Here is a 24,126-nt window from a genome sequence, read left to right on the forward strand (position 1 = left end):
CCATATTTCAGTTATGGCAACGGCGAACTCAAAATCTAACAGTAAACAAAAGTCTTCAGGGGGCAGAAAAATTGCACCCTCAATGATTAGTAGTACTTCGCGCAGAGCTACCTTAGAGGTCCTTCCAGAAAAGCTACCACTTATCCCAGTCAATCAAGCAGTGATCTTTCCTGGCATGATTGTGCCAATGGTCTTGAGTCAAGATCGTCATAAAAACATGATTAGCTTTCTCTTAGATCACAAAGAAAAAGTTACTGACGCTCCGCTTATCGGCGTTATCGCTTTAAAAAATACGATTGATTCTCAAGATGATAAAGAGCTGATGAAATTTGGGGTCGTAGGAAACATTCTGAAAAAAATAAATTTACCTGATGGCAGCCTCTCAATTCTGGTAAATTGCATCAAGCGGTTTGAACTTAAAAGTATATTACAGGCCAAACCCCAAATGATTGGCCTCGTTGAATACTTAGATGACGTTTATTCCAAAGACATTGAAACAGAGGCATTAGCTCGAACTGTTGTTAATCAATTCAAACTAATCAGTCAAGACAACCCACTTATTACCGAAGAGATGCGTTTAGCCATGGTCAATGTTGATGGCCCTGGAAGATTAAGTGATCTGCTCGCAAGTATTCTCATTCGTGATAATGAAACATATGCAGATTTTTTGGGGCAGCTTGATGTGAAAAAACGTCTTGAAAAACTCCTCAATCTTTTGAAAAAAGAGATTGATGTTCATAATTTTCAAACAAAAATTTATAATGAAATAAATCAAAACGTTGGCAAAGCTCAGCGCGATTATTTTCTCAATGAACAAATTAAACTTATTCAAAAAGAACTTGGCCAAAGTGTTGATGAAAAAACAGCAGCTACGACTAAGTTTAAAGAGCGTGTAGCAAAACTTCAATTTTCAGAAGAAGCGCAAAAACGCTTCAACGATGAAATGGAGAAACTTGACACTCTTGCAGAGAATAGCCCGGAGTTTGGCGTCACCTATAATTATCTCGATTGGATGACTTCTTTACCTTGGGGAATATCTGCCACTGAAAACTACGATCTTAAATATGCAAAAAAAATACTTCATCATGATCATTATGGCCTCGACGATATCAAAGAACGCATCTTAGAGTTCATTGCTGTTAAAAAATTAAAGAAAAATTCTAAAGGGAGCATCATTTGTTTCGTTGGCCCTCCCGGAGTCGGTAAAACTTCACTTGGTAAGAGCATCGCTCAAGCTCTCAAGCGTCCGTTTTTTAGATTCAGTGTTGGTGGAATGCACGATGAAGCTGAGATCAAAGGTCACAGAAGAACATACGTAGGGGCAATGCCTGGTAAAATAATTCAAGGCCTCAAACGCACAGGCGTTATTAACCCCGTATTCATGATTGATGAAGTCGATAAACTTGGAAATGATTATCGAGGTGATCCGTCAAGTGCACTTCTTGAAGTTTTAGATCCAGAACAAAACGTTGAATTCAGCGATCACTACTTAGATTTAAGCTTTGATGTGGGCAATGTGCTTTTTATTTGCACGGCCAATCAAACAGATACAATTCCACAACCTTTACTTGATCGGATGGAAGTCATTCAGCTCGCTGGCTATATTCAAGAAGAAAAAATCGCCATTGCAAAAAAACATATTATCCCAAAACAATTAGAAAAAAACGGCCTTACACAAAAGCAATTGAGCTTTAACTCAGACGCGATCAAAGAAATTATTCAAGGTTATGCTCGTGAAGCCGGTGTTCGCGGCCTTGAAAAGTGGATTGAGCGTATCAGCCGAAAACACGCTTATAATATTGCCATGGGAAAATCACGTAATCGTGTGATTAAACCAAGGGATCTAGAAACACTCATTGGCCCTCCCTATTTTACTGATTCAACACAACCACGTATGCGCCCAGGTATGTCCATAGGGCTTGCATGGACACCACTGGGTGGAGAAGCTTTGACAATTGAAAGTGTTGGAGTGAAGAGTAATGACATGAGTTTAAAACTTACCGGTCAACTTGGAAGCGTGATGACTGAAAGTGCAAATCTCTCATGGACGTACGTGAAAAAAGCCTTAAGTGGAAACAAATTTGCTAAAAAATATATCGATGAAAATAGCATTCATTTACATGTGCCTGCAGGGGCAGTCCCAAAAGATGGCCCCAGTGCAGGGATCACCTTAGCCACAAGTCTCTATACACTTGTGACAAATCAAAAAATACGTAAAGGCCTTGCGATGACTGGTGAACTCACACTAACAGGTGCGGTGTTACCCGTTGGGGGAATTCGCGAAAAAATCATCGCTGCAAAACGAAATGATTATAAAGAAATCATCTTACCCCGCTCTAATAAAAGAGATCTTAAAGAAATTCCCTCCAGCATTAAAAAGGGGCTTAAGTTTCATCTCGTGGGCGATATGAGCCAGGTACTTAAAATTGCGCTGAATTAAAATACCCCGCCATACGTCTAGGTTCATCTGTTCATGACAAAACTGAAAAAAGCCGATAATAATGACTGAGGAGCTAATTCTTGAAACAGTCCATCTCTTTTCAATTGCTGAGCTTTCTGACACTCATGGTGGTTGTTTTTCCAACAACTTGTTGGTCAGAGACCAAACCCCAACCTTCAGTAAATGAAAATCCAGTAAGTGTTCAAGTTCATCTAGAACCAACAAAAGTTATGGCTGGTGGCGAAGCCCAAGTGACTGTTGAAATGACCGTTGCCCCCGGGCACCATGCTTATAAAGACATGCTCAAACTTAAGTGGGCAAATGATGAAGGAATCACAATAGGTGACTTTACTGTGAATCCAACTCATATGTTTATTGATCCCGTTACTAAAAAATCACGGGAGGGAATGGAAAACCAAGCCAATATTCGAACCACGATTAAATTTCCTAAATCGTTAGGAATCGGTAAACGTGAAGGTGCTATCAAAGTTACTTATCAAGCCTGTAGCGCAAAATATTGTCTTTTTCCAAAAACTGTAACACTTCCTTTTTCATATGAAGTTGTCGATTCAAAAATTACTGCAACTCAAGATACTGGCCTTGTACAAGATGGTTTTCAAAAAGCTCTAGCACGTGGAAAATTTTGGGTTTATGTTTTTGTTTTCATTGGCGGATTTTTAACTAGCCTCACGCCGTGTATATTTCCGATGATCCCCATTACGATTTCAATTATTGGTGCACGTGCTGCACAAAATAAAAAATCAAGAGCCTTTAGTTTAAGTGTCGCCTACGTTTTAGGCATTGGTTTCACCTACTCAGCACTTGGAGTAGTAGCTGCAACCACAGGAGCCCTTTTTGGAAGTTTATTAAGTAATATTTGGGTTGTTAGTTTTATAGCTCTTGTTTTTATAGCCATGGGTTTAAGCATGCTCGGTTTTTTTGAACTACAAGTACCCGCCATATTAAGAAATAAATTTGGTAATGCACAAACCGGTACCGGTTTGCCAGGGGCATTTGCCGCGGGGCTTTTTGCAGGAATAGTTGCATCACCGTGTATAGGACCCGTACTTGTGAGCATCTTAACTTATGTAGCACAAACAGCAGACGTCACATTTGGATTTACACTGCTATTCACTTTTGCCATGGGAATGGGGATTCTTTTTATTGTACTGGGCACATTTTCAGGGCTCCTTACAAAAATTCCAAAAGCCGGCGGTTGGATGGAATCTACTAAATTCATTTTTGGTCTTACGTTTATCATCATGGCTTTTTATTATTTAGCTCCCATAATTCCATCAAAATTTCTCTACACCCTAGCAGGCAGCTTCTTACTCTTAGGCACAAGTTACTACGGAGCTTTTGCTCCAGCATCTCAAGTTCGTGCCCTACAAATTAAAAAGGGAATCCTACTTGCCATCTATTTTTTTGGGCTTTGTCTTGTAGCTATTGGAGTTTTGCCTTCAAATTTCATAACAACTTCAGTAACTGATTCAATACAAACGCAAAAAAAAACAGGATTAGTATGGCAAAATTATGATGAGAAATTATTTCACCAAGCTAAAAATGAAAATCAGCCAATCATTTTAGATTTCACAGCTGATTGGTGCGTAGCCTGTCATGAATTAGAAGCTCTGACTTATACAGATGCAACGGTTATTAAAGAGGGGGAAGTTTTCAAAAGATTTAAAATTGATGCCACACATTCAGACCAACCTATTGTCGAAGAGTTAAAGAAAAAATACAAAGTGGTAGGTTTGCCAACGATAATTTTTATTAATACTCAAGGTCAGGTTTTAAATGATATTACTGTAACGGGCTTTGTAAATGCGCGAGAGTTCTTAGTGCGAATGGCAAAAACTATTAATTCAACTTCTAAATAATTAAAGTCTTTTTAATTTTTCAATATGCCGACGAGCATCATCAATCATTTCTTGTTGTTTATTTAATTGCAGACTTTGATTCTCTATAACTCGCTGTGCCTGTGTGAGCCGAAGTTCAAACGACTGCACAATCTGATTATGGCGTTCTAAAAAAGATTCTATTTTTGATTCACTTATCTGCTTTTCTTTAAGTCTACCTGATACAAAAGCCAGTCGATCTTGAACTTCATGTACAATTTGTTTAAGGCGCTCATCAATCTGACCGACCTTTTGTGCTGTTTTATCCATACGAAGATTAACAGATTTTACCCATTCTTCATTTTGGTATTTTGTTTTATTAAGTGTTTCCATCACTTCTTCATTTGTGGGGCCACCAGAGTAAGTACTTTCAAATAAAGGCAGTGGCTCTAGAATTTTACTAGACTCAAAAGGGGTTACTGCTTCGCCAAAAATGCCTGGATTCATCTGCCTACTCATGTGGATAACTAGATCATCTCAAAGACTGATCGGCAAGAGTCAAAATCATGAAATGAGTACTGGACAATGCCCCCCGGTAGTTTCTATTGTCATTAGATATGGTCAAAACCGCTGCGGATTTAGTGTCTTTCATATTGGGCTCACTTAAAGACGAAGAAGCTGGACGCGTCGGGCTATATCATTACCTCAAAAATTTCAGTCAACCACAAGATCCAGTAACACCAGATCTACTTAATCAGTTTTTTGCCGACTGCCTTCAACTTCCCCACTGGCAAGAAAAAAAGACAGAACTTTACACAGACATACATGATCTCCTTCAAAGATTTTTCTCTCAAGTCGGTGCCTCTTTCATGCTCGATCAACTCTGGAATTTACCGCGTCTACAATTACTCATGGTCACGCAAATTGAAAATCTCTACATCACTGTCAGAAATTATGAGCAAAGTTTTTTAAAAGAAGGTGAAAACTTACGGCTCATACCTGAGGGTGATAATCGCATCGTAGCAATTAGAAAAAATGCGCAAAGCAATGTTGCAGTTAGAACTTATAATAATTTAGTACGCATTCAAGGAAGCTCAATTTTACCCTTAGGCCCTGATCAAGAATTACACTACGATGCTGGGCTTGAATTACTCCCGCAACATATTCAAAAGCTCAAGCCCGCACCTCATAGCCAAGTTCGCTTTTTAGTTCACCCAAGTGGTGTGGAGGCACAATTTATTTCGGGCTTCGCCTTCAGACAAAGCCAAGTGATTAAGATTACGGCAATCAGCCAAGAACCAAGGATTTTTTACCCTCTTAAAAGATTAGAAAGATTTTACGTCCACCGGCCAAGTGATCCGTATTACATGGAACTCATCACCACCCTTGATCGTGCCATTCACGCTGTACGCACCCACACTCAAGGCACTGAAACCTTTGTCCGCCAAGCGTTTGAAGGTGGACAGATCGCCTTTGATCAGATATTCCCTGACGATAAAGCGCTCTACATGCGACTTAAAGAATTGGCAAAACTCATGTCTGGTCACGCTGGGCAAGTGAGCCTGTAGTTAGTAGTTAAAGGATAGTATTTTCATGAGCAGTCAGAATCTCGTTAGACTTCAAAAATATATTTCAGAATGCGGAATCGCCAGTCGCCGAAAAGCAGAAGAAATGATTTCCCAAGGCGAAGTAACTGTTAACGGGAAAATCATCCGTGAAATGGGCTTTAAAGTAATTCCCGGAAAAGACGCTGTTAAAGTTAATGGTAAACTTTTACGAACACCCACACATCCAACATACATCGCGCTCTATAAACCAGCCGGTGTGGTCACAACATTGAATGACCCCGAAGGTCGCCCCACAATTAAAGATCTTTTGATCGGTGTTAAAGATCGCGTGTTTCCAGTAGGTCGACTTGATTTTGATAGCGAAGGTCTTCTCATCGTCACTAACGATGGTGAATATGCACAAGCCGTTTCACATCCAAAAAAGAAAATTCGCAAAGTTTACAAAGTGAAGGTCAAAGGAAAGCCCCAAGAAAAACACATTGAACGACTAAAAATGGGCGTCACACTTGCAGAAGGTAAAGCCAAAGCCTCACATATTGAACGCATCAGATCTGGTGATCAGTATGACTGGTACAAAGTAGTTCTTGTTGAAGGAAAAAACAGACAAGTACGACGCATGTTTGAAAAAATTGGCTTTGACGTATTAAAACTTCAACGTGTTGCAATTGGAAGATTAACCCTTGGAAGTCTTGATCGTGGACAATTTCGCATGCTCACCAAAGAACAGGCGGAACTAGCTCTTAAAGATTAAGGCCCTGTGCCACTTTTTTGTAACTGATCAAATTCTGATGGGTCAGTTGTTGGCCAACCGTTTCCACCTTTATTCACATCGACAGCTTCTGGAGGCGTTGCTTTTGGATTAGCACCGGTGCCTACACCCGTTGGTTTCTCGTCATCCGCTTTGTAAGGCCATCCTGCATAGGGTGTGGGATTTAGCTTTGCTTCTTCTTTTTGTTTTGCTTCAGCCTCTTTCATTTCACGATAGAGTTTACTGTACTCGGGATACTCTTGGCGAAACTCAACCCAGCGACTAGCGATATCGCCCTCAAAAATCTTACGCTCATCTTTAATACTTTCTTCAAAATCTTGGCGTTCATCGCGCAAATCACTGTTAAATCTTTCACGCTCAGTGCTTTGATCACTTATAAAATCACTACGACGCTCACCCTTAGGTTTATGGCTGAAGAAATCATCGCGCGCTTCTTTTTGTTTTTCTTGAAATTCTTTTCTCTTCTTAGCTTTTTGCTTTTGAAAGTCTGCACGTTGTCGCTGATGTTTTTTATCCATGGCTTCACGAGCTTTTCTAATCTCGTCGCTAAAGCGCGAGCGTAAATCTTCTGGCGCCATCTTTTGTTGCTTCCACCGCTTAAGAGTCGCTGCGATACGATCATTTGATTTTTTTACTTCTTCGGGAATATCTTTACGCAATTCATCTAGATTTTCTTTGTCACTTTTAATACTGACTTCATTTTCGATTTCTTCAGAAGTTGCCGCTTTTTCAGGACCAGAGGTTGAACAACCCAAGCTCAATAAGCAGGTCGCTACGACAAAGGCCAAGATGAGGAAAAATTTTCCCGTCCAGATTTTCATACTTTAAGTCTAACCCACACACAACAAGGTGCAAGAAAATTAGATCACAGGCAAAATAGAAGTATATGATACGCAATTTTCCAAGGCATTCTCACTCAAGAAAGCTCAAGCGCTGGCGTACCCAGATGGTTATCGTGCGCCGCTTTCAATACCGTTATGCGGTTTTTCTCGCATCATTCGGCGCAGCACTGGCTATTATCATTGGTGGGCTTACTCTTTATTTATTGAATCATAATTACGACTTATTTATGAAGGCCGAACTTCTCACCGCCCCTCAACTTGTGGATAACTTAGGCCGTGAGTTAAAACTCGCAAACGAAATCTTAGTGACAGCCCTCATTGGATTTATTTTAGTTATGGGCGGCATTGGCGTTAGATTTTCTCATCGCATTGTGGTTCCGATTTATCTCATTCAAGAAAAAATGCGCGAGATCTGTCGTGGGAATTTCTTTAGCGCTAAAGTAAGCATTCGAAAAAATGATGAGTTTCAAGAATTTGCTGAGACTTATAATTACTTAGTAGAATCAATGCGCACCCAATTAAAATCAGACTTACTGCGATTAGAAAAATTAAAACCTGATGAGCATAATAGAGACGCCGTACATACTTGGGAATGTTTGGTTCGTGAAAAAGAAGCCCAACTTAACGGCCAGGACTCCGCCGCACCTGATCCAACTGCCTCTTCACGTCACGCGTCTTAATATCAGCACGCTTATCGTGGTCTTTTTTACCTTTTACTAATGCAATTTCAACTTTAGCTTTACCCTCTTTGAAGTACACTTTTAAAGGCACCATGGTGTAACCACGCTCTTTCATCTGAGCGATAATTTTATCAATCTCATTACGATTCAAGAGAAGTTTTCGATCTCGTTCAATTTCATGATTGTTGTAGCTTGAAGCTGTGTATTTACTGATATGACATTTCGTAAGCCATAGTTCTGTTTTTTTAAACACCACGTATGAGTCTTTAAGTTGCACCTGTGAATTACGAAGACTCTTAACTTCACTCCCCGTAAGCGCCATTCCAGCCTCGTATTTTTCAATGACATGGTAGTCATGAAAGGCTTTTTTGTTGTTGGCTACGATCTTAATGCTCATAGGCCTAGGTTATGCCAGAAATACCAGGGAAATGCCACGTGTTCAGTCGGGCTGTCAGATATTTCAGCCCGCTGGGGCTCCATTACTCACAATAATCACATGGCGAATTGAATTCTTCATGTCAAAATGCTACAGCATTTGCACAATCAAGAACACGGGAGATAAAATGAAACACCCTAATGCAGCACTTTTAGAAAAACTCTATGCCGATTATTCAAAAGGCGATATGCAAGCAGTACTTAATGCATGTGCCGAAAAAATGACTTTTCAAGTACCGGGCAAAAGTAAATTAGCCGGTAAATTCACAAAAGTTAATTTTGTTTCAGGTTTTATCGAGCCATTGAAGGAACTTTCAGGCGGAACTCTTAAAACTGAAGTACATGACATTTTGGCAGGTGATCAACACGTGGTAGTATTAGTGAGCCAACATGTGACCCGTAAAAACGAAACAGTACAATTACGATCTGCTCATGTTTGGCGCTTTGAAAACGCAAAGCCTGTAGCTTGGTACGAATATCCTCGTGATTTGTATCAGTTTGACACAACTTGGAGTTAAGACAGAATTACTTCGCCAAACCTAAAGAAACGATCGTCTTAAACGCCTCATCAACTGAATAATCTGTAGCAATTGCTTTTGAAGCAGGAACATAAACGTAAAAACCAGAAGTAGGATTTGGTGTTGTGGGGATATAAACACTAATGAGTTTCTCAGGCATTAATTTTTGAACTGGCTCAGGCACATTCTCTGAGGTGACAAAACCTAATGACCAAACAGTTGGGCTCGGATAATTAATTAAAACGACTCGACCAAAATTTTTATTTTGATCACCTAGTAAAGTTTCAAAAACCTGTTTAGTACTTGAGTAAAGTCCACCTATTACAGGCAATCGGCCGATTAGATCACCAGTGCCTTGAATGATGTATTTTCCAATAACATTTTTACCGATAAATCCTGCGAGTAAAATAACAAGTACTGCGATGATGACACCTAAACCAGGGATATGCCCTGGCAGCCAACGTGCAGTTTGAAGGGCATCATCTGTACCCTCAATAACAGCTTTTACAATTATGACACTGATGAGTAACGGGCCTAAGACCAAAAGGCCTGTGAAAAAATAGGTTTTAAAAATATTTTTAATGCTATTGATCATAGAAATTTTATCTCACTTCAAAAATAATTTTTTTTAAAACTCAGCGGTTGCAGTGAGCGCATAACCGTAAATCATGCCACCGATTTTATATCCGGGCGCTCCAATAAAAGTACTCACCGTTTTTCGCACATCTTTAGGTACTAAGTAATGGGCAAAGCCACACAAATCTAATTGTAAGGGGTTATCTAAAAAACCAACGTCAAATGATTTTCCAGCACCCAAGAAGCCCTGGTGTTTATCAGTATCAAGAGCATTGTTCTCGCCACTTTGATCTGGTACCGGCGTTGGCAAAAAAGCATATCCCAATCTTAAATCAAAATTTTCAAATCGGTGCTCATAACCAGAATGTAAAGTGATAATGTCATTATACTTCATAGGTGGTAACACCTGACGAAAGCTTCCAGTGAAGGTTGTGAATTGTAGAACCATAGCCGTACCTTCATAGCCTCCCCACTTTTCCCAATTTGCAGAGAAAGAAATACTATCGCTCTCATCTTTACGACTCACAGCTAAAATAAATGTTTCAGGGTCATAATAAAGAGTGTTTTTTCCCGTCATAATTAAATCTGCTGGAGCTAGCAAACTAATAGTGTTTGTGAAATCAACTTTGCTACGGGATTCTTGCTTAGCTAGATAACTTAAACCAAACTTCCATGGATTCTCTTTTGGATTTTCACCGGGAATAAAAATCATACCAGCTGTTGGAGCTAAACCAGGCGTGATTTCCATTTTAATACGTGCTGAAGAATTTCCACCTGCTATGAGTCGTGTTCGCGCTGATGTCCCCTGAACCAAATAGGCGTTCACACCCACACCAAGGGCAAACCGATCTGAAAATTTTGTGGCCAGTGAAAATCCAGAGGTTAATCTTTGGCTGTCAGACAAATACATCACGTATTGAGGTAAATAAGCATCTTGAGTATCAACGAGCATAAGATTTTGTACAGGTGCAGATAATGTGGCACCCAGATGAAATGGACGCTCAGACTTAGATAACGGAGATTGCAAACCCAAAGTGAGTGAAAACACATCGGGTACGTTTGTACTTACGTCACTCACTTGATTTGAAGCGCCACCAAGATCTGTTCGATCAACGAGAACTTGTTTAATCGGTTCAAAACGATGTACGGCACCTTGAAGACCCATTGAAAAAAGTGGCTTGGTTTGGAATGCCATCAACGCCGGATTATACGCTTGAGAGAATGCATCCGTTGGTAGGGATGCAGTAGAATTTCCAAGTGCTATGTTTCGAGCACCATAACCGTATTGATTCCAAAGACTGGCATTGGCTTGAGAAGTAAAACTTAAAAAAATTAACAATGCTGCAAATTGATTCATCAAAACCCCTTCTTACTCGCTTAAAGCCTTAAACAAATCGGTAAATCGCGCAATATCTAATTCTTGTGCACGCGTGTCAGTACTCAGCCCCATCGAATCATAAACAGCCTTAATTTTTTCTTTTGGATACCAAGAAGACAAATTCGTACTGAGTTTTTTACGCCTTTGCGCAAAACACGCTTTAATAAATTTTAGAAATTTCTCACGATCAAAACTAGGTTGTTTCCAAGTAAATCTTAAAACGCGACTACCCACATTGGGCACAGGAAAAAAATCTTGAGGCCCCGCATCAATAACTTTTGTTATGTTCCAAGCAGTTTGTGCCATTACCGAGAGCATTCCATAATCATCAGCGTGAAAATCTGCTGCAATACGCTCAGCTACTTCTTTTTGAAACATGAGAATCATATCTTGAAAAACCATTTCATTAAGGCTGCTTAATTCAACAACCAATGAAGCCGCAACAGAATAGGGAAGATTACTCACAATCACAGAAGGTTTTAAAAGCTCAAGAGTTTGCCAGTCAATTTTGAGAGCATCTTTGTGGATAATTTCTAATTCAGGAAATTTTGCATGCCAATACTTAACCATTCCTGCGTCGAGTTCAACCAACGTTGTTTTCCATGGGCCCGGTAAAAGTTCATCAGTTAAAGCCCCCATGCCTGGGCCAAGTTCAAGCACAGATTGCGGATTACAACTTTTCACTTCATCAATAAGTGCTGTGCAAATTTTAGGATTTAGTAAAAAATTTTGACCAAGTTTTTTTAGTGGCTGTATTCCAGCCTGAGCAAGTCTTTTATCAAGTTCTTGTTTTGTATGCATCAGACCAACTCCGAAACTTTCATAAATGCCTCAGGGCTTAAACTCAAATCACTGCGCTCTCCATTTTGCAAACGCCTAAGCCCTACAATACCGATCATCGCTGCATTATCTGTGCAATATTTTAAAGGTGGAATTAATAAATCAACACCCGCCTGTTTTGCCCATTCAAAAGCTTGGTTTCTTAATCGCGAATTAGCACTCACGCCGCCAGTGACCACTGCACGTTTGGACTTTGTTTTTTCAACAGCTCTCTTTAGTTTTGATAATAAAACTTCAACAATCGCCTCTTGGTAACTGGCACAGAGATCTGCCTTTATTGATTTTGATAACCCATCGGCATTGAGTACATTTTGTTCTTTTACTATTTTTTCAATCATTACTGCACCTGCAGTTTTTAAACCCGAAAAACTAAAACTCAATTCTTTGTTTTTCATCAAAGGCCGAGGAAATTCAAAAGCTTTGTTATTACCCTCTTTTGCCAAATGATCCACTCTATGCCCTGCCGGATACCCCAAGCCCAATATTTTTCCAAATTTATCAAAGGCTTCACCCGCAGCATCGTCAAGTGTTCTGCCAAGTAAGGTGTATTTACCAAGATTTTTCACATGATGTAAACTCGTATGCCCACCACTCACACAAAGACCCACAAATGGATAATCAAAATTTTCAGAAGGAGCATAGTCTTCATTTTTTAATAACGGCGCATGTAGATGCCCCTCTAAATGGTTCACTCCAATTAATGGAAGATCATGAAGATAAGCGAGACTTTTTGCCGTTGTTACGCCAATAAGCAGTGAACCAATAAGCCCAGGCTTTGAAGTGACAGCGATACCGTCGATATCAGACCAACTAGTTTTTGTTTCTGTTAACACCTGATCAAGCAGTGGCAAAATTCTTAATGTGTGATTACGACAGGCAAGCTCAGGAATAACACCACCATAGGGTGCATGCACATCATCTTGATTTTGACTTTTCATACTAACAACAAACTCATCGGCATTTACCAATGCCACAGACGTGTCATCACAACTGGTTTCGATGGCCAGAATGAGTTTAAATTGTTTATCAAGCTTTGTCATTTCAACTGCAGAAGCCTGTATTTTGCTTTTTTGGCTGATGGGGTTCCTGGATACATATCTATGGTCTCTTTATAAAATTCTTTAGCATCTTTTTTAAGACCCATTTCTGAAAAGCAAACACCAATTTTATAGGTTGCCTCAGATGCTTTGGGGCCTTTTGGAAATTTCTCACGATACGCTTGATATTTCACAATAGATCTTTTGAATTCTTTCGCAGCTAAAAGCGCATCGGCTTCTGAAAAAATATCGATTTCAGATTTTTTAACATCTTTTACAACTGGTTGAGAACTTGGCACAGAGCCTGAGGCCGCCCCCGCATTAATTGCGGCAATTAACCGTTGTTCTGTGGCATCTAAATGCTGTTCTAGTAATTTCATTTTTTCATTTTGAGCATCAATTGTTTTTTTAAGATTATCGATTTCATGTTTATGTGATTGCTGAGATGTTTGTTGATTGTGATCTAAAGTATCTACTCGCCCTGCTACAACACGAAGATCATTTTGCAAATCACTGTATCGCATTTCATGATCAGCTTTAGATCTTTGAATATTTGCTACTGAGTCTTTAAGCTGCTTTTCTTCTTCTTGTTTTTTGACATCTTTACGGGTCATCATCATGTCGCAACCTGTAAGCCCAATACCTATTAGTACAAATAGTGCGATTTTTTTCACAGAGCTTCGTCTCCTGATTTTTGACGCTGAATATGGGCAGCATTTTCAGCCTTTTCAGCATAAAGGCGTGCCTGGATAAACTCATCTACAGCTTCATTATATGACTGATCTTGATAGGCCTGAACACCACGACGGTATGATTCTTCAGCCTTATGATAATAACCGGGGGCGTAACGAGCAGATTCTCCTTCTCGCGCAGCCATAAATGCTTCACGCGCGAGAACATATTCCATGCTGGGTCTTTTATGAGCACATCCCACAAGCATGAATAGCAAAATAAATGGGAGGAGCTTATTTGCCCGAAACGACAAAGTTTGCCCTTCGGTTTTTGCGATCTGCACCATCGTTTTCACCGTGGTCTAAAGGCTTTTCTTTTCCGTAGCTAATTGTAGCTAATCTTGAATCAGGAATACCGAGATTTTGCATATATGACTTCACGGTTTTTGCACGACGTTCACCTAATGCTAGATTGTACTCGATGGATCCATGACGATCACAGTGACCTTCGATCTGAACGGTTGTGTTTTCGTGAGATTTCATCCATTCAGCATTTTTTTGTGCAAGGCTTCGGCCTTCTTCTGAAAGACTCGATTTATCGTAATCAAAAGTTATTGTGTAAAGACCAGAGATGTTGCCGCTGTCACTTCCTGAGGCATCAAAGGTCATGTCTTTACTTTGAATATTTGTATCTTGAGCACCAGCTGCATTTGGGTCTGGTACTACTTCTTCAGGCAATTTCTCTTTACCTTTACAGCCAAACACCATCATAGATGCTACACATAGTATCAGTATTCTTTTGGTCATATTTTAAATCTCCTTAGTGAAGGCTCGTACTTAAATAAGTTCAATTGATTACTAATCCTACCTCTGACAGCTGCGAAGTCAATTATTTGTGATTGTTCAATGTCACTGATTATGCTTTTGTTACCCCTATGCTCAATATAAAAACCAAACATTTACTCTGCGCATCAATATTTTTCATTTCTCTCGCGGCGGGTGCTCAGTCTTCGTTACCCATTGACCCCCATCGACGATGGCGTATACTTGAGACCGAGCATTTTGAGATCATTTACGATGAGAATAATAAAAAAGTAGCTGAAGACTTCGCAGCTGAAGCAGAAAGAGCCGAAACTCTTCTACAACCGATTTTAAAAACCCCAATGCCAAGTAAAGTTCCATTAGTGGTAGCCGATGTCACTGATGATTCTAATGGTTCAGCCACTGGTATTCCAAGGCCCACCATCATTATTTATCCAGTAATGCCGTCAGTAACAGACCCAACTGGAGAATATTTCAGTTGGAATCGTGAAGTCGTAACTCATGAATACACTCATATTCTAAATTTTGAACCAACATCAGGTGTAATGGGAGTTTTACGTTTTATTTACGGCAGCATCATCAAACCCGGAATGTTTTTACCCCGCTGGTACACTGAAGGCCTAGCTGTTGAAATGGAAAGCCGTTTCACACCTGTTGGCAGAGGGCGAAGTCATTACTACACAGCCTTTGTGCGCTCTCAAGTAGAAGAAAAAACCTGGGGTCGAGAAAATATTTCTCGCATCAATTCAACAAGCATTCCAGCTTGGCCGCGAGGGCAAAGACCTTATTCTTACGGTTACTTTCTCATGCATGAGTTAGGTGAACTCGCTAACAACTCGGGCTCAAAAGATAGTATCTACAGTGTTCTAAATCATCGTTATGGTCGACGCTTTCCGTGGTTTCTCAATGCCCCAGTAGAAGAATATTTTGGAATGGACTACTCAAGTCTTCTCTCAAAAACATATGACTCTTTAGAAGCCAAAGCACAAACACAACTGCAAACACTTCAAAATGGTAAAGCCCAAAACGGACAACTACTTCCACAAGATGGTTACTTTAATTTTGGAGCTCAGATTTCTCCTGATAAATTAAAAATGGCCGCCATCGTTTCCCAGGTCAATGATGACCCGAGTATTCGCATCTGGACTCGAGGCTCAACCAAAGAACCCTTTACACTTAAACAAGACATTCCTAAGCCCCTTACGAATAATAAAAATATTCATCAGCTCAGCTGGCGCAGTGATTCAGTACACTTAATTTATGATCACAGTGATACTTGGGAGCACTTTAATCAGTACAGTGACCTCTACGAAATCAATTATCAAACTGAAGACGAAAAACGCCTCACCTACGGTAAGCGTGCTCGCGAAGCTACTGTGCTTAACGATGGAACACTTGTTTACGTCTCAGTGAGTTCAACCAACACAAAACTCATGCATGCGCAAAAAGACGGCGAGAACCCACAAGATCTTTATTCACCCCCTTTTGGTCACCGCGTTTCATCACCCAGACCCTATCAAGACGGAGTTATTTATTCTCATCGAGACGACAAGGGCCGTGAGTGGATCGAGGCTGTTTCATTGACCACAAAAAAAATTCGCAAACTCACAAGCGTTGAAAAAACCGGTCAAATGCATGTGACACCCATTGCTGACCCACAAGTGCCTAAAGGATTTTATTTTGCGGGAAGTGACACTGGCGTCATGAACATATACCGCGGTGATGAAAGTAAATGGAAAGCAATCACCAATGTTACAACTTATATTACCGCGCCAACTATAGACGTAGAAAATCAACAAGTGATCTACTCACGCCTCACTGCTGAGGGCTTTAAACTTGAAGCTGGAAGTCTAATCGGAAATTCAAATCCAGCAGCTATTGGCCCGCTTCAGAAATATCCAGATGCCGATGAAAACCACGCTGCACCTGCAAAAATTATCGACGATGATAAATACAATGGCTTAAGTTATTTATTTCCGCAGTATTGGATTCCCTTTGTGTACTTCGTACCTGGCGGGGCGATTTTTGACATTTCAACATCAGGTTCTGACCCATTAAATCATCATCAATACTCAATTGGTGCGGGCTATGACACCCGCCCCGGTCAAGGCCGACAAGAATTTATTTATTCTAATTCAAGTCTTGGCTTTTTCATCGACACAGGTTTTGCAAATGACCATGTTTACCTTGCAGGTGCCAATACTACTCAGCATGTAATGTCAGGAAGTTTGTCGACTCGACATTTTCTCTTACCCAATTCAAATAAATGGATGATCGGCCCAAGCGTTACATACAAACAAACTAATTATTATAATCTTTTATTTACAGAATTTGGCCCTGGAATTGATTTGTATTACAACAATATCTCAGCTGCAAAAGATTATCAGATCAGCCCTGAATCGGGTGAAAAATTCTCCATCGGTTATGATTACTATTTGCCCGGTTGGGGAAACACTGCTTATCCGAATGTACACGGAACTGGATCATTATTTTTAGCAGGTGGTTTTTTGCCCGAGCATCATGTCGTGTTTTTAAAAGCTGCAGCTTGGATTTCCCCTGAGCATAATACGATTCTCGTAGGGCATCAACAAGCTGGAGGGGAATACGCAGGAACTCTTTTTAGTTCTCCGTATATGGTTCGCGGTTACCCCGTCGGAGAATTCATCGGTTCGACTATTTATACTGGAACTTTTGAATATCGATTTCCACTTTCATATCAGTACACAGGCTCTGATACGTTTCCATTATTTATTAATAAATGGCATGGAGCCCTTCTCGCCGACGCAGCAACTCTTCATGGCGGATATTACGATGATAACTTCACCCCCGGTAGACTCATGGCCACAAAACTAGGAACGTTTTATATGGGCAGCGGCGCTGAAGTACGAGCAGACACCACACTTTTTTATGGCGTTCCTGTGACCTTTCGCTTTGGTGTTTATTATGGTCACACCGAAAAAGCCTTTGGTGGAGTAAGTTATTTTATCGGACTAGGTTCTGTTCAGTAAGCCGGATATTTATCTCCTAAATTCCTTAAAACATATTTGATGGGTATTTCTTCTTTGCATTGAACACATGCATGTTCAATCAAGGCTCAATTGTGAGTCAAAAAAGGAGAAAATCATGAACGGACTTAATAAAGTAATTATAGTTGGAACCCTGGGTGCTGACCCCGGAAATTTCACAAGCCGTGACGGCAAACCCTACACTGCGTTGTCTCTTGCAACAAATCGTTATTGGAAAACAAAAGAAGGTGTTACTGAACGACGAACAGACTGGCACCGCGTTTCTGTTTGGGGAAAAAAGGCACTCCTCTGCCAGGAGTATCTTAAAAAAGGCGCTTCAGTTTGTGTTGAGGGTTTTCTTTCAAGTTATGAGGTGGAAGAAGAAGGTAAAAAACGCTGGCAAACAGGAATCTCTGCCGATGAAGTTCACTTTTTAAGCAAAAAAACCGCAGAAACGGCGCATTAATTATTTTTCACCGGTGCCATGGATGGCACTTGGTGATTTGTCTTCAAAAACCCCCTCAAAAGACAGTATTGACATTCAACGGATAATTTGGAGAGAATGATACCACATGTCATGTTGCGTGAACAAAGTGGGGGTTTATGAAAAATTTAGAATGGATTCAAAATCTTGTAGAATCTGAACAACGGATGGAAGAAACGGGCATCATCGATTTGTCCTCTATTCCTGATGAAACCCGCGATCTTCAAGCAAAGACAAATGAATTTCTAAAACAAATAAAAGAAGCCTTCATTGAATATTCAACCGCATTTAACAACATGAAAAACTCAACCATCGGTGGTGTAAAAATCTATGGAATTTCAAACACGGTTGCTGACTTTATGTTGTTTAGAAACGGCTACAAACTTCTCTTTTCAGCAATAGAAGCCGGACGCATTGCAATGACATTACAAGCACAATCTACACAGTTTATTCCCATTCCAGGTCATGCCCAAACACCCGCTAATGATGAATATCTCGAGGCAAAATATGGCCCCTTTGGAGAACTCACTTGGGCCTATCGTGGCACACATGTGAACCCAGAGTATCTTGTTCGTTACTATCTCTCTCGGTTTGTTCGCGAAAGTGCGAAGTAAAACCGAAAGAATTCTGTCTAATTTTTAGACACTAAAATTCTCAAAAAATTTTAATTATTTATGCAAGAGTCCTAAGGTCTGACCCACCTTTTGCCGAGAAGAAGTTATCAAGAAGACTTCAAGGTGAAAGTGCGCAAGATGAGTAAAGCCAGACAAAAATTTACAAAGATCTTGCTGATGGCCGTGAGTGCTTTAGGCATAAGCTCTACCGCACTTTTAATCACTGATCCTCCTCCACCAGAAATACAAAATGCTGATATTTTTTCTACAAATGGCTCAACACTTCGAACAATTGCCAGTGTAGACACCACACCTGAATATGAAACTTTATTTGATTTTACATGTGGTGATAATACTAAAGAACTAGAGACATTCAGCCCAAGGTTTCGGCTCAAAGGTGAAAATTGTGCTGTTGAAGATAGTCAACCGATCACTACACAAATTCGCAATAAAACAAATGGATATGTGGCCACTGTGTTTCACCGAGCGCCACTGAATTTTACAACTGACTATATTAATCTCAAAGAAGGCAAAAACGAGATTGATGTACGTTTTGAAACCAACAAAGGCACTGTAGAAAAAAGTCTCACAGTCACCCGTCTACCCGCTTCTGCTAAAAAACATAACTAAAACCAACTAGACTCAAAGATTCTCGATTTTGATCAATGATATCTCTCTTTTCAGTTACGCGCACAGTTTGTGAGACATTCACAGACATCCTAGGTGTTAAAGTTTTACCAAGTAACAATCGCAAAGCCCGATCATAAATTCGAAAACCGATTTCACCTATAAGCGATGAAGTGAGGGGTCGATAAGTGTGCACGTCAATTTCTCGTGGAGATGTGGGTGTAAGTGATGCGGGGTCCATGTTTATTCCGATGATCACAGGCGAGATAGGATTTGTAACCGTTGCTGTAAAGAAATTTCCCACAAAACTATATTGCATATCTAAACGAGTTGTTTCAGTAACAGCTACTTTAAAATTACTGATAGCTTGCTTCACTTCATAGACATGCCTAAATTGAGGTTCAGTTTTAAGAATATTTTCAGTATGAAATTCAACTAAACGTTTGACCATGTACTGTGCGAAGTCTCTTCGCTGCTGATCTTTTTGTGTCGTCGTAAGCCCTGTTGGCGTTTGATAATACCCCTGTTTATTGATGAGGTAATAATTTTCTTCTTGTTCAGTTCGTCCAAATTCATCGCGATATCGAGACTGAAACTCTTCAGTTAAAGTATCGTTAAAGATTTTTCGGTGCAAAGTTGGACCTCGAAGAGAGATTGGTTTTTCCATGAGATACATTTCTTGGGGGTCGAGTGGCACTTCTTCGGCCACGTTGTCGGTATAACCAGGTAGTGCCCCAAAAGAATTCATGTCAGCTTTTGCCATTTGGTTAAAGCCTAGACCCATGATAATTAGAATGCTCGCAAGCACTTGATACTTCTTCACATAGAGAGATTATTGCAATCCATAGACTATCCCTAGATCCAGCATATTGCAGGTCGCGGTATTCAAATTTCACAACTCAAGCAAATGCCCATTGAATTAGTGTAAGTTTCGTGTTTTCAATAACTTAAGATGATTATCGTGTATACATATCCGCTGACGTTTTAGGGCGCTGGGGAGGCACTGAAATGCATAAAACTCATAATCAAGGGGGCAAACCATGTCAGGCCAAGACGCATCGACACTATTTAGGTTTAGAGCTCTACAGACAATGGAACTAAAGCTACGCACTGATCTGCATTTAACACGAAAGATCTGGCATATCAGCGGTATTGTCATGATGGCCATATTCATGTCTCAACTCTCAGCTCGTGACGGGCTTTTTTATCTCTCTATCGCAGGTCTAGTTATTATTCCCTTTGATATTCTCAGACTCAAACGCCCCGACCTGAATCATCGCATAGTTAGTTTCTTTAAAATAATCATCCGTATTGAAGAAGTGGGAACCATCACGGGAACTTCATTTTTAATAGTCGGAACATTTTTAGTTCTACTGTTGTTTCCTAAACCAGTCGCCGTACTTTCAATGCTTCTTTTGGCTTTTGGAGACCCCGCTTCAAGCACTTTTGGTGTGTTATTTGGAAAAGACAAAATCTGGGGTAGAAAAAGCCTGCAAGGTTCTCTTGCTTGCTTCACCGTTTGCACACTAGTTTGCGCCACCTATTTTATTAGTAATAACATTATGGTTGAACGGGTGATTTTAGTAAGTATTTTAGGGGGCTTAATCGGAGCCTTGAGTGAACTCATTCAATTTAAAAAAATTGATGACAATCTCACCTTCCCACTTTTCGCAGGTTTAGGCCTCTGGAGCCTTTTTGCCGTCTTTGGTGGCTTTCAATAATAAAGTAAAAAACTTGAGTTATGGTTAAGAAAAGCATAGCTAATGAGGCATGAATAATCCCCCATCAGTTACTGAAATTATAAAACTCTTGCGTAAAGAAGCGCCTACTGAATTGCCTAATGCTCTCTTAGCTCAAGAGGCTAGAAAAATTCAAAAAAACAAACTTAAACTAGGCCCCCTTGTATTTAATAATCTACCAACATCCCGACGATCAGTGATTAACGGTACAGGTATTTTACTTCACACAAATCTAGGCCGAGCACCTTTAGGTCAAGCAGTCATTGATCGAATTAATAATGTATTAGCCGGTTACACCAACCTTGAAATGGATTTACAAACCGGCGAGCGCGGAGGCAGAACAGCTTATCTTGACGTTTTATTTGAATGCCTCAATCAGAAATATAAACCAGTTTGGGTGAATAATAATGCCGCCGCAGTGCTACTTTGTTTAAGTACACTCAAAAAAACTACAGGTCTCACACGTATGATTATTTCTCGAGGAGAACTTGTAGAAATTGGTGGCGGATTTAGAGTTCCTGAAATTATGAAAGAAGCTGGCTTTGACCTTATCGAAGTTGGCACCACCAATAAAACAAGACTTGAAGATTATAAAAATGCATTAAGTGAAGCACCAGGTGTAATTTGCTGCGTTCATCCGAGCAATTTTGTGATGCAGGGGTTTGTTGAATCTGTAGAGCCAAAAAACCTAATACCGCTATGTTCAGAATTTAAAGTTCCACTGCTTTACGATGCCGGCACACTCGATGCCGATGAAATTCGAAAATTACCTGATGGCTTTGATTTTGTAAGTATCAGCACAGATAAAACATTGGGTGGCCCCCAAGGTGGGCTTATCATGGCAAAACCAGATGTTTATAAATCACTCTTAAAAAATCCGCTGTACCGAGCTCTCAGATTAGACAAACTTTCACTTACAGCCCTAGAAGTTACGTTTGAAGCCCATGCTGATAAAACAGATCGTTTAGTGCTTCCTATTTCTCAAATGCTAAATACTAATTTAAAAACACTTCAAGAACGCGTACGTGAAATGATGAAACTTCCGCTTCAAAATTTCAAATTAGTTGAAGCCTTTTGCCAATCAAGTTGGGGTGGTGGTGCACTGCCTGGACAAACGTGGGAGTCAGTAGGCATTTCAATAATTCCAATTAAAAAAGCCAATGACCAGCATCAGAAAATTACCACATACTTACGTCAAAATAACCCTTCGGTTTTAGCTTCTATTGTAAATGGCGAGGTCACGATTAACTTGACCACAGTCTTAAGTCACCAATTAGAAGCCGTAAAAAAGGCCATACGTAATCTTGACATTAAACTATTTATGGTCTGAATTGCTGATAGTATAATATTAAGTAAATAGGAGAATCGATTTGGTTACACCCAAGATTAAAAGACTAAAAATGCTGCAACGTCGAAATGGAGACGTCTCTGAACGTCGAGGTATGCACATCTATATTCTTCCAAACCTATTCACAACCGGAAACATGTTCTGCGGTTTTCTCTCAATGATTAAATCACTTGAAGGTGATTTTTTATTAGCCGCATATTTTATTGTCGCAGCTGCAGTTTTTGACGCTCTTGATGGGCGTGTCGCAAGATTTACCCAAGCTACAAGTAAATTTGGAATGGAATATGATTCTCTTTCCGATCTTATCAGTTTTGGCGTGGCTCCTGCATTTTTGATGTATCTCTGGGCACTAAGACCCTTTGAAAGAATTGGTTATCTCGCAGCATTCATGTACATGGCTTGCACAGCACTTAGACTTGCACGCTTTAATGTTCAAGCCGCTAGTGTCGAGAAAAAATTCTTCCAAGGACTCCCAAGCCCGATGGCTGGTGGAATCGTCGCCACATCAGTGACGGCTGCATATGCAACGGGCTTTGATCCACTTGGAAATATTTATGCACTTTCGATGACAGCACTTTTAGGTTTTGTAATGGTCAGTAACTTTAGGTATCGCAGCTTTAAAGAATTAGATTTTAGACACAGAAAACCTTTCTTCGGTTTGATAATTGGACTTTGCATACTGATTTTTATTGCGATCAAGCCTGAAGTTCATTTATTTATTGCCTTTATTAGTTATGCCGTTTTAGGCGCAGTACTGGGTGTTTTATCTCCCGCCAGACGCAAGATTTCTCAAGTCATTGTAGCCGAAAGTGCTCGCCGTCACGGACTCAGTCAAGAGGCACTCGAAGATGGTCCTAAAGAATAAAATCAATGTTGCTGTCGTCGGCGCCACTGGTATCGTCGGAAAAGAATTCATTCAGATACTTCAAGAGCGAAAATTTCCAGTTGGAGAACTCAAACTTTTTGCTTCAGGTAATAGCGCTGGTGACACCATCGACTTTGCTGGCAAAGCTCATACTATTTATGAACTCAGCATTGGCTGCTTTAAAGGCAGTGATGTAGCTTTTTTCTCAGCTGGAGCAAATATCTCTGAAGAATGGGCACCCATCGCCGTAAAAGAGGGCGCATTTGTTGTTGATAACTCATCAGCATTTCGCATGCATAAAAACACAGCCCTGGTAGTGCCAGAAGTGAACAGCGATAAAATTCCGCCACTCTCACAGCCTGCAATCATTGCAAACCCGAATTGCTCAACTATTCAATTGGTCGTGACCTTAAAGCCACTATCAGACGCTTACGGTTTAAAAAGTGTGACTGTTGCAACATATCAATCAGTGAGTGGTGCAGGAAAAGCCGGAATCGAAGAGCTCTCAAAACAAACAGCAAAACTATTAAATGGTGACAGTGCGAGTAAACCTGAAGTTTTCGCACACAACATTGCTTTTAATAATCTTCCTCATATCGATAAATTTGATGAATCAGGTTTCACCCTTGAAGAAAAAAAGATTATGGATGAAACACGTAAAATCATGAATCTTCCAGATCTTGATATTTCAGCAACAGCTGTTCGCACACCCACATTTAATGGCCACAGTGAGGCTGTGTGGTGTGAGATTGAAAAAGTTGTAAGTCGTGATGAAATCGTAAAACTTTTAAGCGCAGCTGTTGGTGTAAAGGTTCTAGATGACCCTTCAAAAAATATTTACCCACAAAACTGCGATGCCTCCGGAAAAGACGAAGTATTTGTGGGTCGCATACGTTGTGATCTCAAAAACCCAAAGCGTTGGTTAATGTGGATCGTATCTGACAACGTGCGCAAAGGTGCGGCACTTAACGGTATTCAAATCGCTGAAAAACTATTTGAACTGAAACCCTAGACAGTACAAATCCTTGAT

Annotated in this window: 25 protein-coding genes; 14 read left to right on the top strand and 11 right to left on the bottom strand. The window is 40.2% G+C overall.

Annotation, left to right across the window (positions count from 1 at the left end; translation table 11 throughout):
• Positions 1 to 13: 13 nt before the first annotated feature.
• Positions 14 to 2,440, top strand: a complete 2,427-nt coding sequence (gene lon, locus SGI74_11235; protein MDZ4678065.1) for an endopeptidase La — start codon at positions 14 to 16, stop codon at positions 2,438 to 2,440.
• A gap of 80 nt (positions 2,441 to 2,520) precedes the next feature.
• Positions 2,521 to 4,320 carry a protein-disulfide reductase DsbD gene (gene dsbD / locus SGI74_11240; GenBank protein MDZ4678066.1) on the top strand — a complete coding sequence of 600 codons (1,800 nt, stop codon included), beginning with the start codon at positions 2,521 to 2,523 and terminating at the stop codon, positions 4,318 to 4,320.
• Here the strand turns inward: dsbD and SGI74_11245 are convergent, their stop codons facing one another.
• The gene (locus SGI74_11245) at positions 4,321 to 4,797 is read right to left on the bottom strand and encodes a hypothetical protein (GenBank protein MDZ4678067.1); all 477 of its coding nucleotides are present in this window, start codon (positions 4,795 to 4,797) and stop codon (positions 4,321 to 4,323) included.
• A 122-nt stretch (positions 4,798 to 4,919) separates the two neighbouring features.
• On the opposite strand from SGI74_11245, the gene SGI74_11250 reads away from it, so the two are divergent.
• Positions 4,920 to 5,846 (top strand): hypothetical protein, encoded by a 927-nt coding sequence (locus SGI74_11250; GenBank protein MDZ4678068.1) that lies wholly within the window; start codon positions 4,920 to 4,922, stop codon positions 5,844 to 5,846.
• Positions 5,847 to 5,871: 25 nt separating this feature from the next.
• Complete coding sequence (locus SGI74_11255) at positions 5,872 to 6,597, top strand: pseudouridine synthase (protein ID MDZ4678069.1); 726 nt, start codon at positions 5,872 to 5,874, stop codon at positions 6,595 to 6,597.
• Here SGI74_11255 and SGI74_11260 read toward each other — a convergent pair.
• Entirely contained in the window at positions 6,594 to 7,436 is an 843-nt protein-coding gene (locus SGI74_11260) for a hypothetical protein (GenBank protein MDZ4678070.1), read from the bottom strand. The two genes, SGI74_11255 and SGI74_11260, sit on opposite strands and share 4 nt — an antisense overlap.
• Positions 7,437 to 7,570: 134 nt before the next feature.
• Here SGI74_11260 and SGI74_11265 point away from each other — a divergent pair, with 134 nt between their 5' ends.
• The gene (locus SGI74_11265; GenBank protein MDZ4678071.1) at positions 7,571 to 8,137 is read left to right on the top strand and encodes a hypothetical protein; all 567 of its coding nucleotides are present in this window, start codon (positions 7,571 to 7,573) and stop codon (positions 8,135 to 8,137) included.
• On the opposite strand, the gene smpB is transcribed toward SGI74_11265, so the two are convergent.
• Positions 8,079 to 8,534, bottom strand: a complete 456-nt coding sequence (gene smpB, locus SGI74_11270) for an SsrA-binding protein SmpB (GenBank protein MDZ4678072.1) — start codon at positions 8,532 to 8,534, stop codon at positions 8,079 to 8,081. The genes SGI74_11265 and smpB overlap by 59 nt on opposite strands.
• 166 nt (positions 8,535 to 8,700) lie before the next feature.
• Between smpB and SGI74_11275 the strand changes: the two genes are divergently transcribed.
• Positions 8,701 to 9,090: a nuclear transport factor 2 family protein gene (locus SGI74_11275; protein MDZ4678073.1), complete on the top strand. Its 390-nt coding sequence runs from the start codon at positions 8,701 to 8,703 to the stop codon at positions 9,088 to 9,090.
• 7 nt (positions 9,091 to 9,097) lie between these two features.
• On the opposite strand, the gene SGI74_11280 is transcribed toward SGI74_11275, so the two are convergent.
• From SGI74_11280 to SGI74_11310, 7 genes are read right to left on the bottom strand one after another with little or no spacing between them, the layout of a single operon-like run.
• Complete coding sequence (locus tag SGI74_11280) at positions 9,098 to 9,685, bottom strand: DUF502 domain-containing protein (protein ID MDZ4678074.1); 588 nt, start codon at positions 9,683 to 9,685, stop codon at positions 9,098 to 9,100.
• A 33-nt stretch (positions 9,686 to 9,718) separates the two neighbouring features.
• The gene (locus SGI74_11285) at positions 9,719 to 11,023 is read right to left on the bottom strand and encodes an outer membrane protein transport protein (protein ID MDZ4678075.1); all 1,305 of its coding nucleotides are present in this window, start codon (positions 11,021 to 11,023) and stop codon (positions 9,719 to 9,721) included.
• A gap of 12 nt (positions 11,024 to 11,035) precedes the next feature.
• Entirely contained in the window at positions 11,036 to 11,845 is an 810-nt protein-coding gene (gene rsmA, locus SGI74_11290; GenBank protein ID MDZ4678076.1) for a 16S rRNA (adenine(1518)-N(6)/adenine(1519)-N(6))-dimethyltransferase RsmA, read from the bottom strand.
• Positions 11,845 to 12,924: a tRNA (adenosine(37)-N6)-threonylcarbamoyltransferase complex transferase subunit TsaD gene (gene tsaD / locus SGI74_11295; protein MDZ4678077.1), complete on the bottom strand. Its 1,080-nt coding sequence runs from the start codon at positions 12,922 to 12,924 to the stop codon at positions 11,845 to 11,847. The genes rsmA and tsaD overlap by 1 nt, the downstream gene beginning before the upstream one ends.
• Positions 12,921 to 13,595 carry a hypothetical protein gene (locus tag SGI74_11300; protein ID MDZ4678078.1) on the bottom strand — a complete coding sequence of 225 codons (675 nt, stop codon included), beginning with the start codon at positions 13,593 to 13,595 and terminating at the stop codon, positions 12,921 to 12,923. The genes tsaD and SGI74_11300 overlap by 4 nt, the downstream gene beginning before the upstream one ends.
• Positions 13,592 to 13,828, bottom strand: coding sequence for a DUF4398 domain-containing protein (locus SGI74_11305; GenBank protein MDZ4678079.1), 237 nt, complete (start codon positions 13,826 to 13,828; stop codon positions 13,592 to 13,594). Before SGI74_11305 ends, SGI74_11300 begins: the two co-directional genes overlap by 4 nt.
• A 58-nt stretch (positions 13,829 to 13,886) precedes the next feature.
• Positions 13,887 to 14,399: an OmpA family protein gene (locus tag SGI74_11310; GenBank protein ID MDZ4678080.1), complete on the bottom strand. Its 513-nt coding sequence runs from the start codon at positions 14,397 to 14,399 to the stop codon at positions 13,887 to 13,889.
• A gap of 128 nt (positions 14,400 to 14,527) precedes the next feature.
• On the opposite strand from SGI74_11310, the gene SGI74_11315 reads away from it, so the two are divergent.
• From SGI74_11315 to SGI74_11330, 4 genes are all read left to right on the top strand, one after another.
• Positions 14,528 to 17,422 carry a hypothetical protein gene (locus SGI74_11315; GenBank protein ID MDZ4678081.1) on the top strand — a complete coding sequence of 965 codons (2,895 nt, stop codon included), beginning with the start codon at positions 14,528 to 14,530 and terminating at the stop codon, positions 17,420 to 17,422.
• A gap of 115 nt (positions 17,423 to 17,537) precedes the next feature.
• Complete coding sequence (locus SGI74_11320) at positions 17,538 to 17,885, top strand: single-stranded DNA-binding protein (protein ID MDZ4678082.1); 348 nt, start codon at positions 17,538 to 17,540, stop codon at positions 17,883 to 17,885.
• 137 nt (positions 17,886 to 18,022) lie between these two features.
• Positions 18,023 to 18,517: a hypothetical protein gene (locus SGI74_11325; GenBank protein ID MDZ4678083.1), complete on the top strand. Its 495-nt coding sequence runs from the start codon at positions 18,023 to 18,025 to the stop codon at positions 18,515 to 18,517.
• A 138-nt stretch (positions 18,518 to 18,655) separates the two neighbouring features.
• Entirely contained in the window at positions 18,656 to 19,147 is a 492-nt protein-coding gene (locus SGI74_11330) for a hypothetical protein (protein ID MDZ4678084.1), read from the top strand.
• Here SGI74_11330 and SGI74_11335 read toward each other — a convergent pair.
• Positions 19,131 to 19,967: a hypothetical protein gene (locus tag SGI74_11335; GenBank protein ID MDZ4678085.1), complete on the bottom strand. Its 837-nt coding sequence runs from the start codon at positions 19,965 to 19,967 to the stop codon at positions 19,131 to 19,133. The genes SGI74_11330 and SGI74_11335 overlap by 17 nt on opposite strands.
• Before the next feature lie 217 nt (positions 19,968 to 20,184).
• On the opposite strand from SGI74_11335, the gene SGI74_11340 reads away from it, so the two are divergent.
• The 4 genes from SGI74_11340 to SGI74_11355 are packed head-to-tail and all read left to right on the top strand — an operon-like array spanning position 20,185 to position 24,108.
• Positions 20,185 to 20,865, top strand: coding sequence for a hypothetical protein (locus SGI74_11340; GenBank protein MDZ4678086.1), 681 nt, complete (start codon positions 20,185 to 20,187; stop codon positions 20,863 to 20,865).
• A 49-nt stretch (positions 20,866 to 20,914) separates the two neighbouring features.
• The gene (gene selA / locus SGI74_11345; GenBank protein ID MDZ4678087.1) at positions 20,915 to 22,213 is read left to right on the top strand and encodes an L-seryl-tRNA(Sec) selenium transferase; all 1,299 of its coding nucleotides are present in this window, start codon (positions 20,915 to 20,917) and stop codon (positions 22,211 to 22,213) included.
• Positions 22,214 to 22,253: 40 nt separating this feature from the next.
• A complete protein-coding gene (pssA, locus tag SGI74_11350; GenBank protein MDZ4678088.1) occupies positions 22,254 to 23,096 on the top strand; it encodes a CDP-diacylglycerol--serine O-phosphatidyltransferase in 843 nt (280 codons plus the stop codon).
• Positions 23,080 to 24,108, top strand: coding sequence for an aspartate-semialdehyde dehydrogenase (locus SGI74_11355; GenBank protein MDZ4678089.1), 1,029 nt, complete (start codon positions 23,080 to 23,082; stop codon positions 24,106 to 24,108). Before pssA ends, SGI74_11355 begins: the two co-directional genes overlap by 17 nt.
• Positions 24,109 to 24,126: the final 18 nt, after the last annotated feature.

The organism is Oligoflexia bacterium, from assembly GCA_034439615.1.
Lineage (GTDB): Bacteria > Bdellovibrionota > Bdellovibrionia > JABDDW01 > JABDDW01 > JAWXAT01.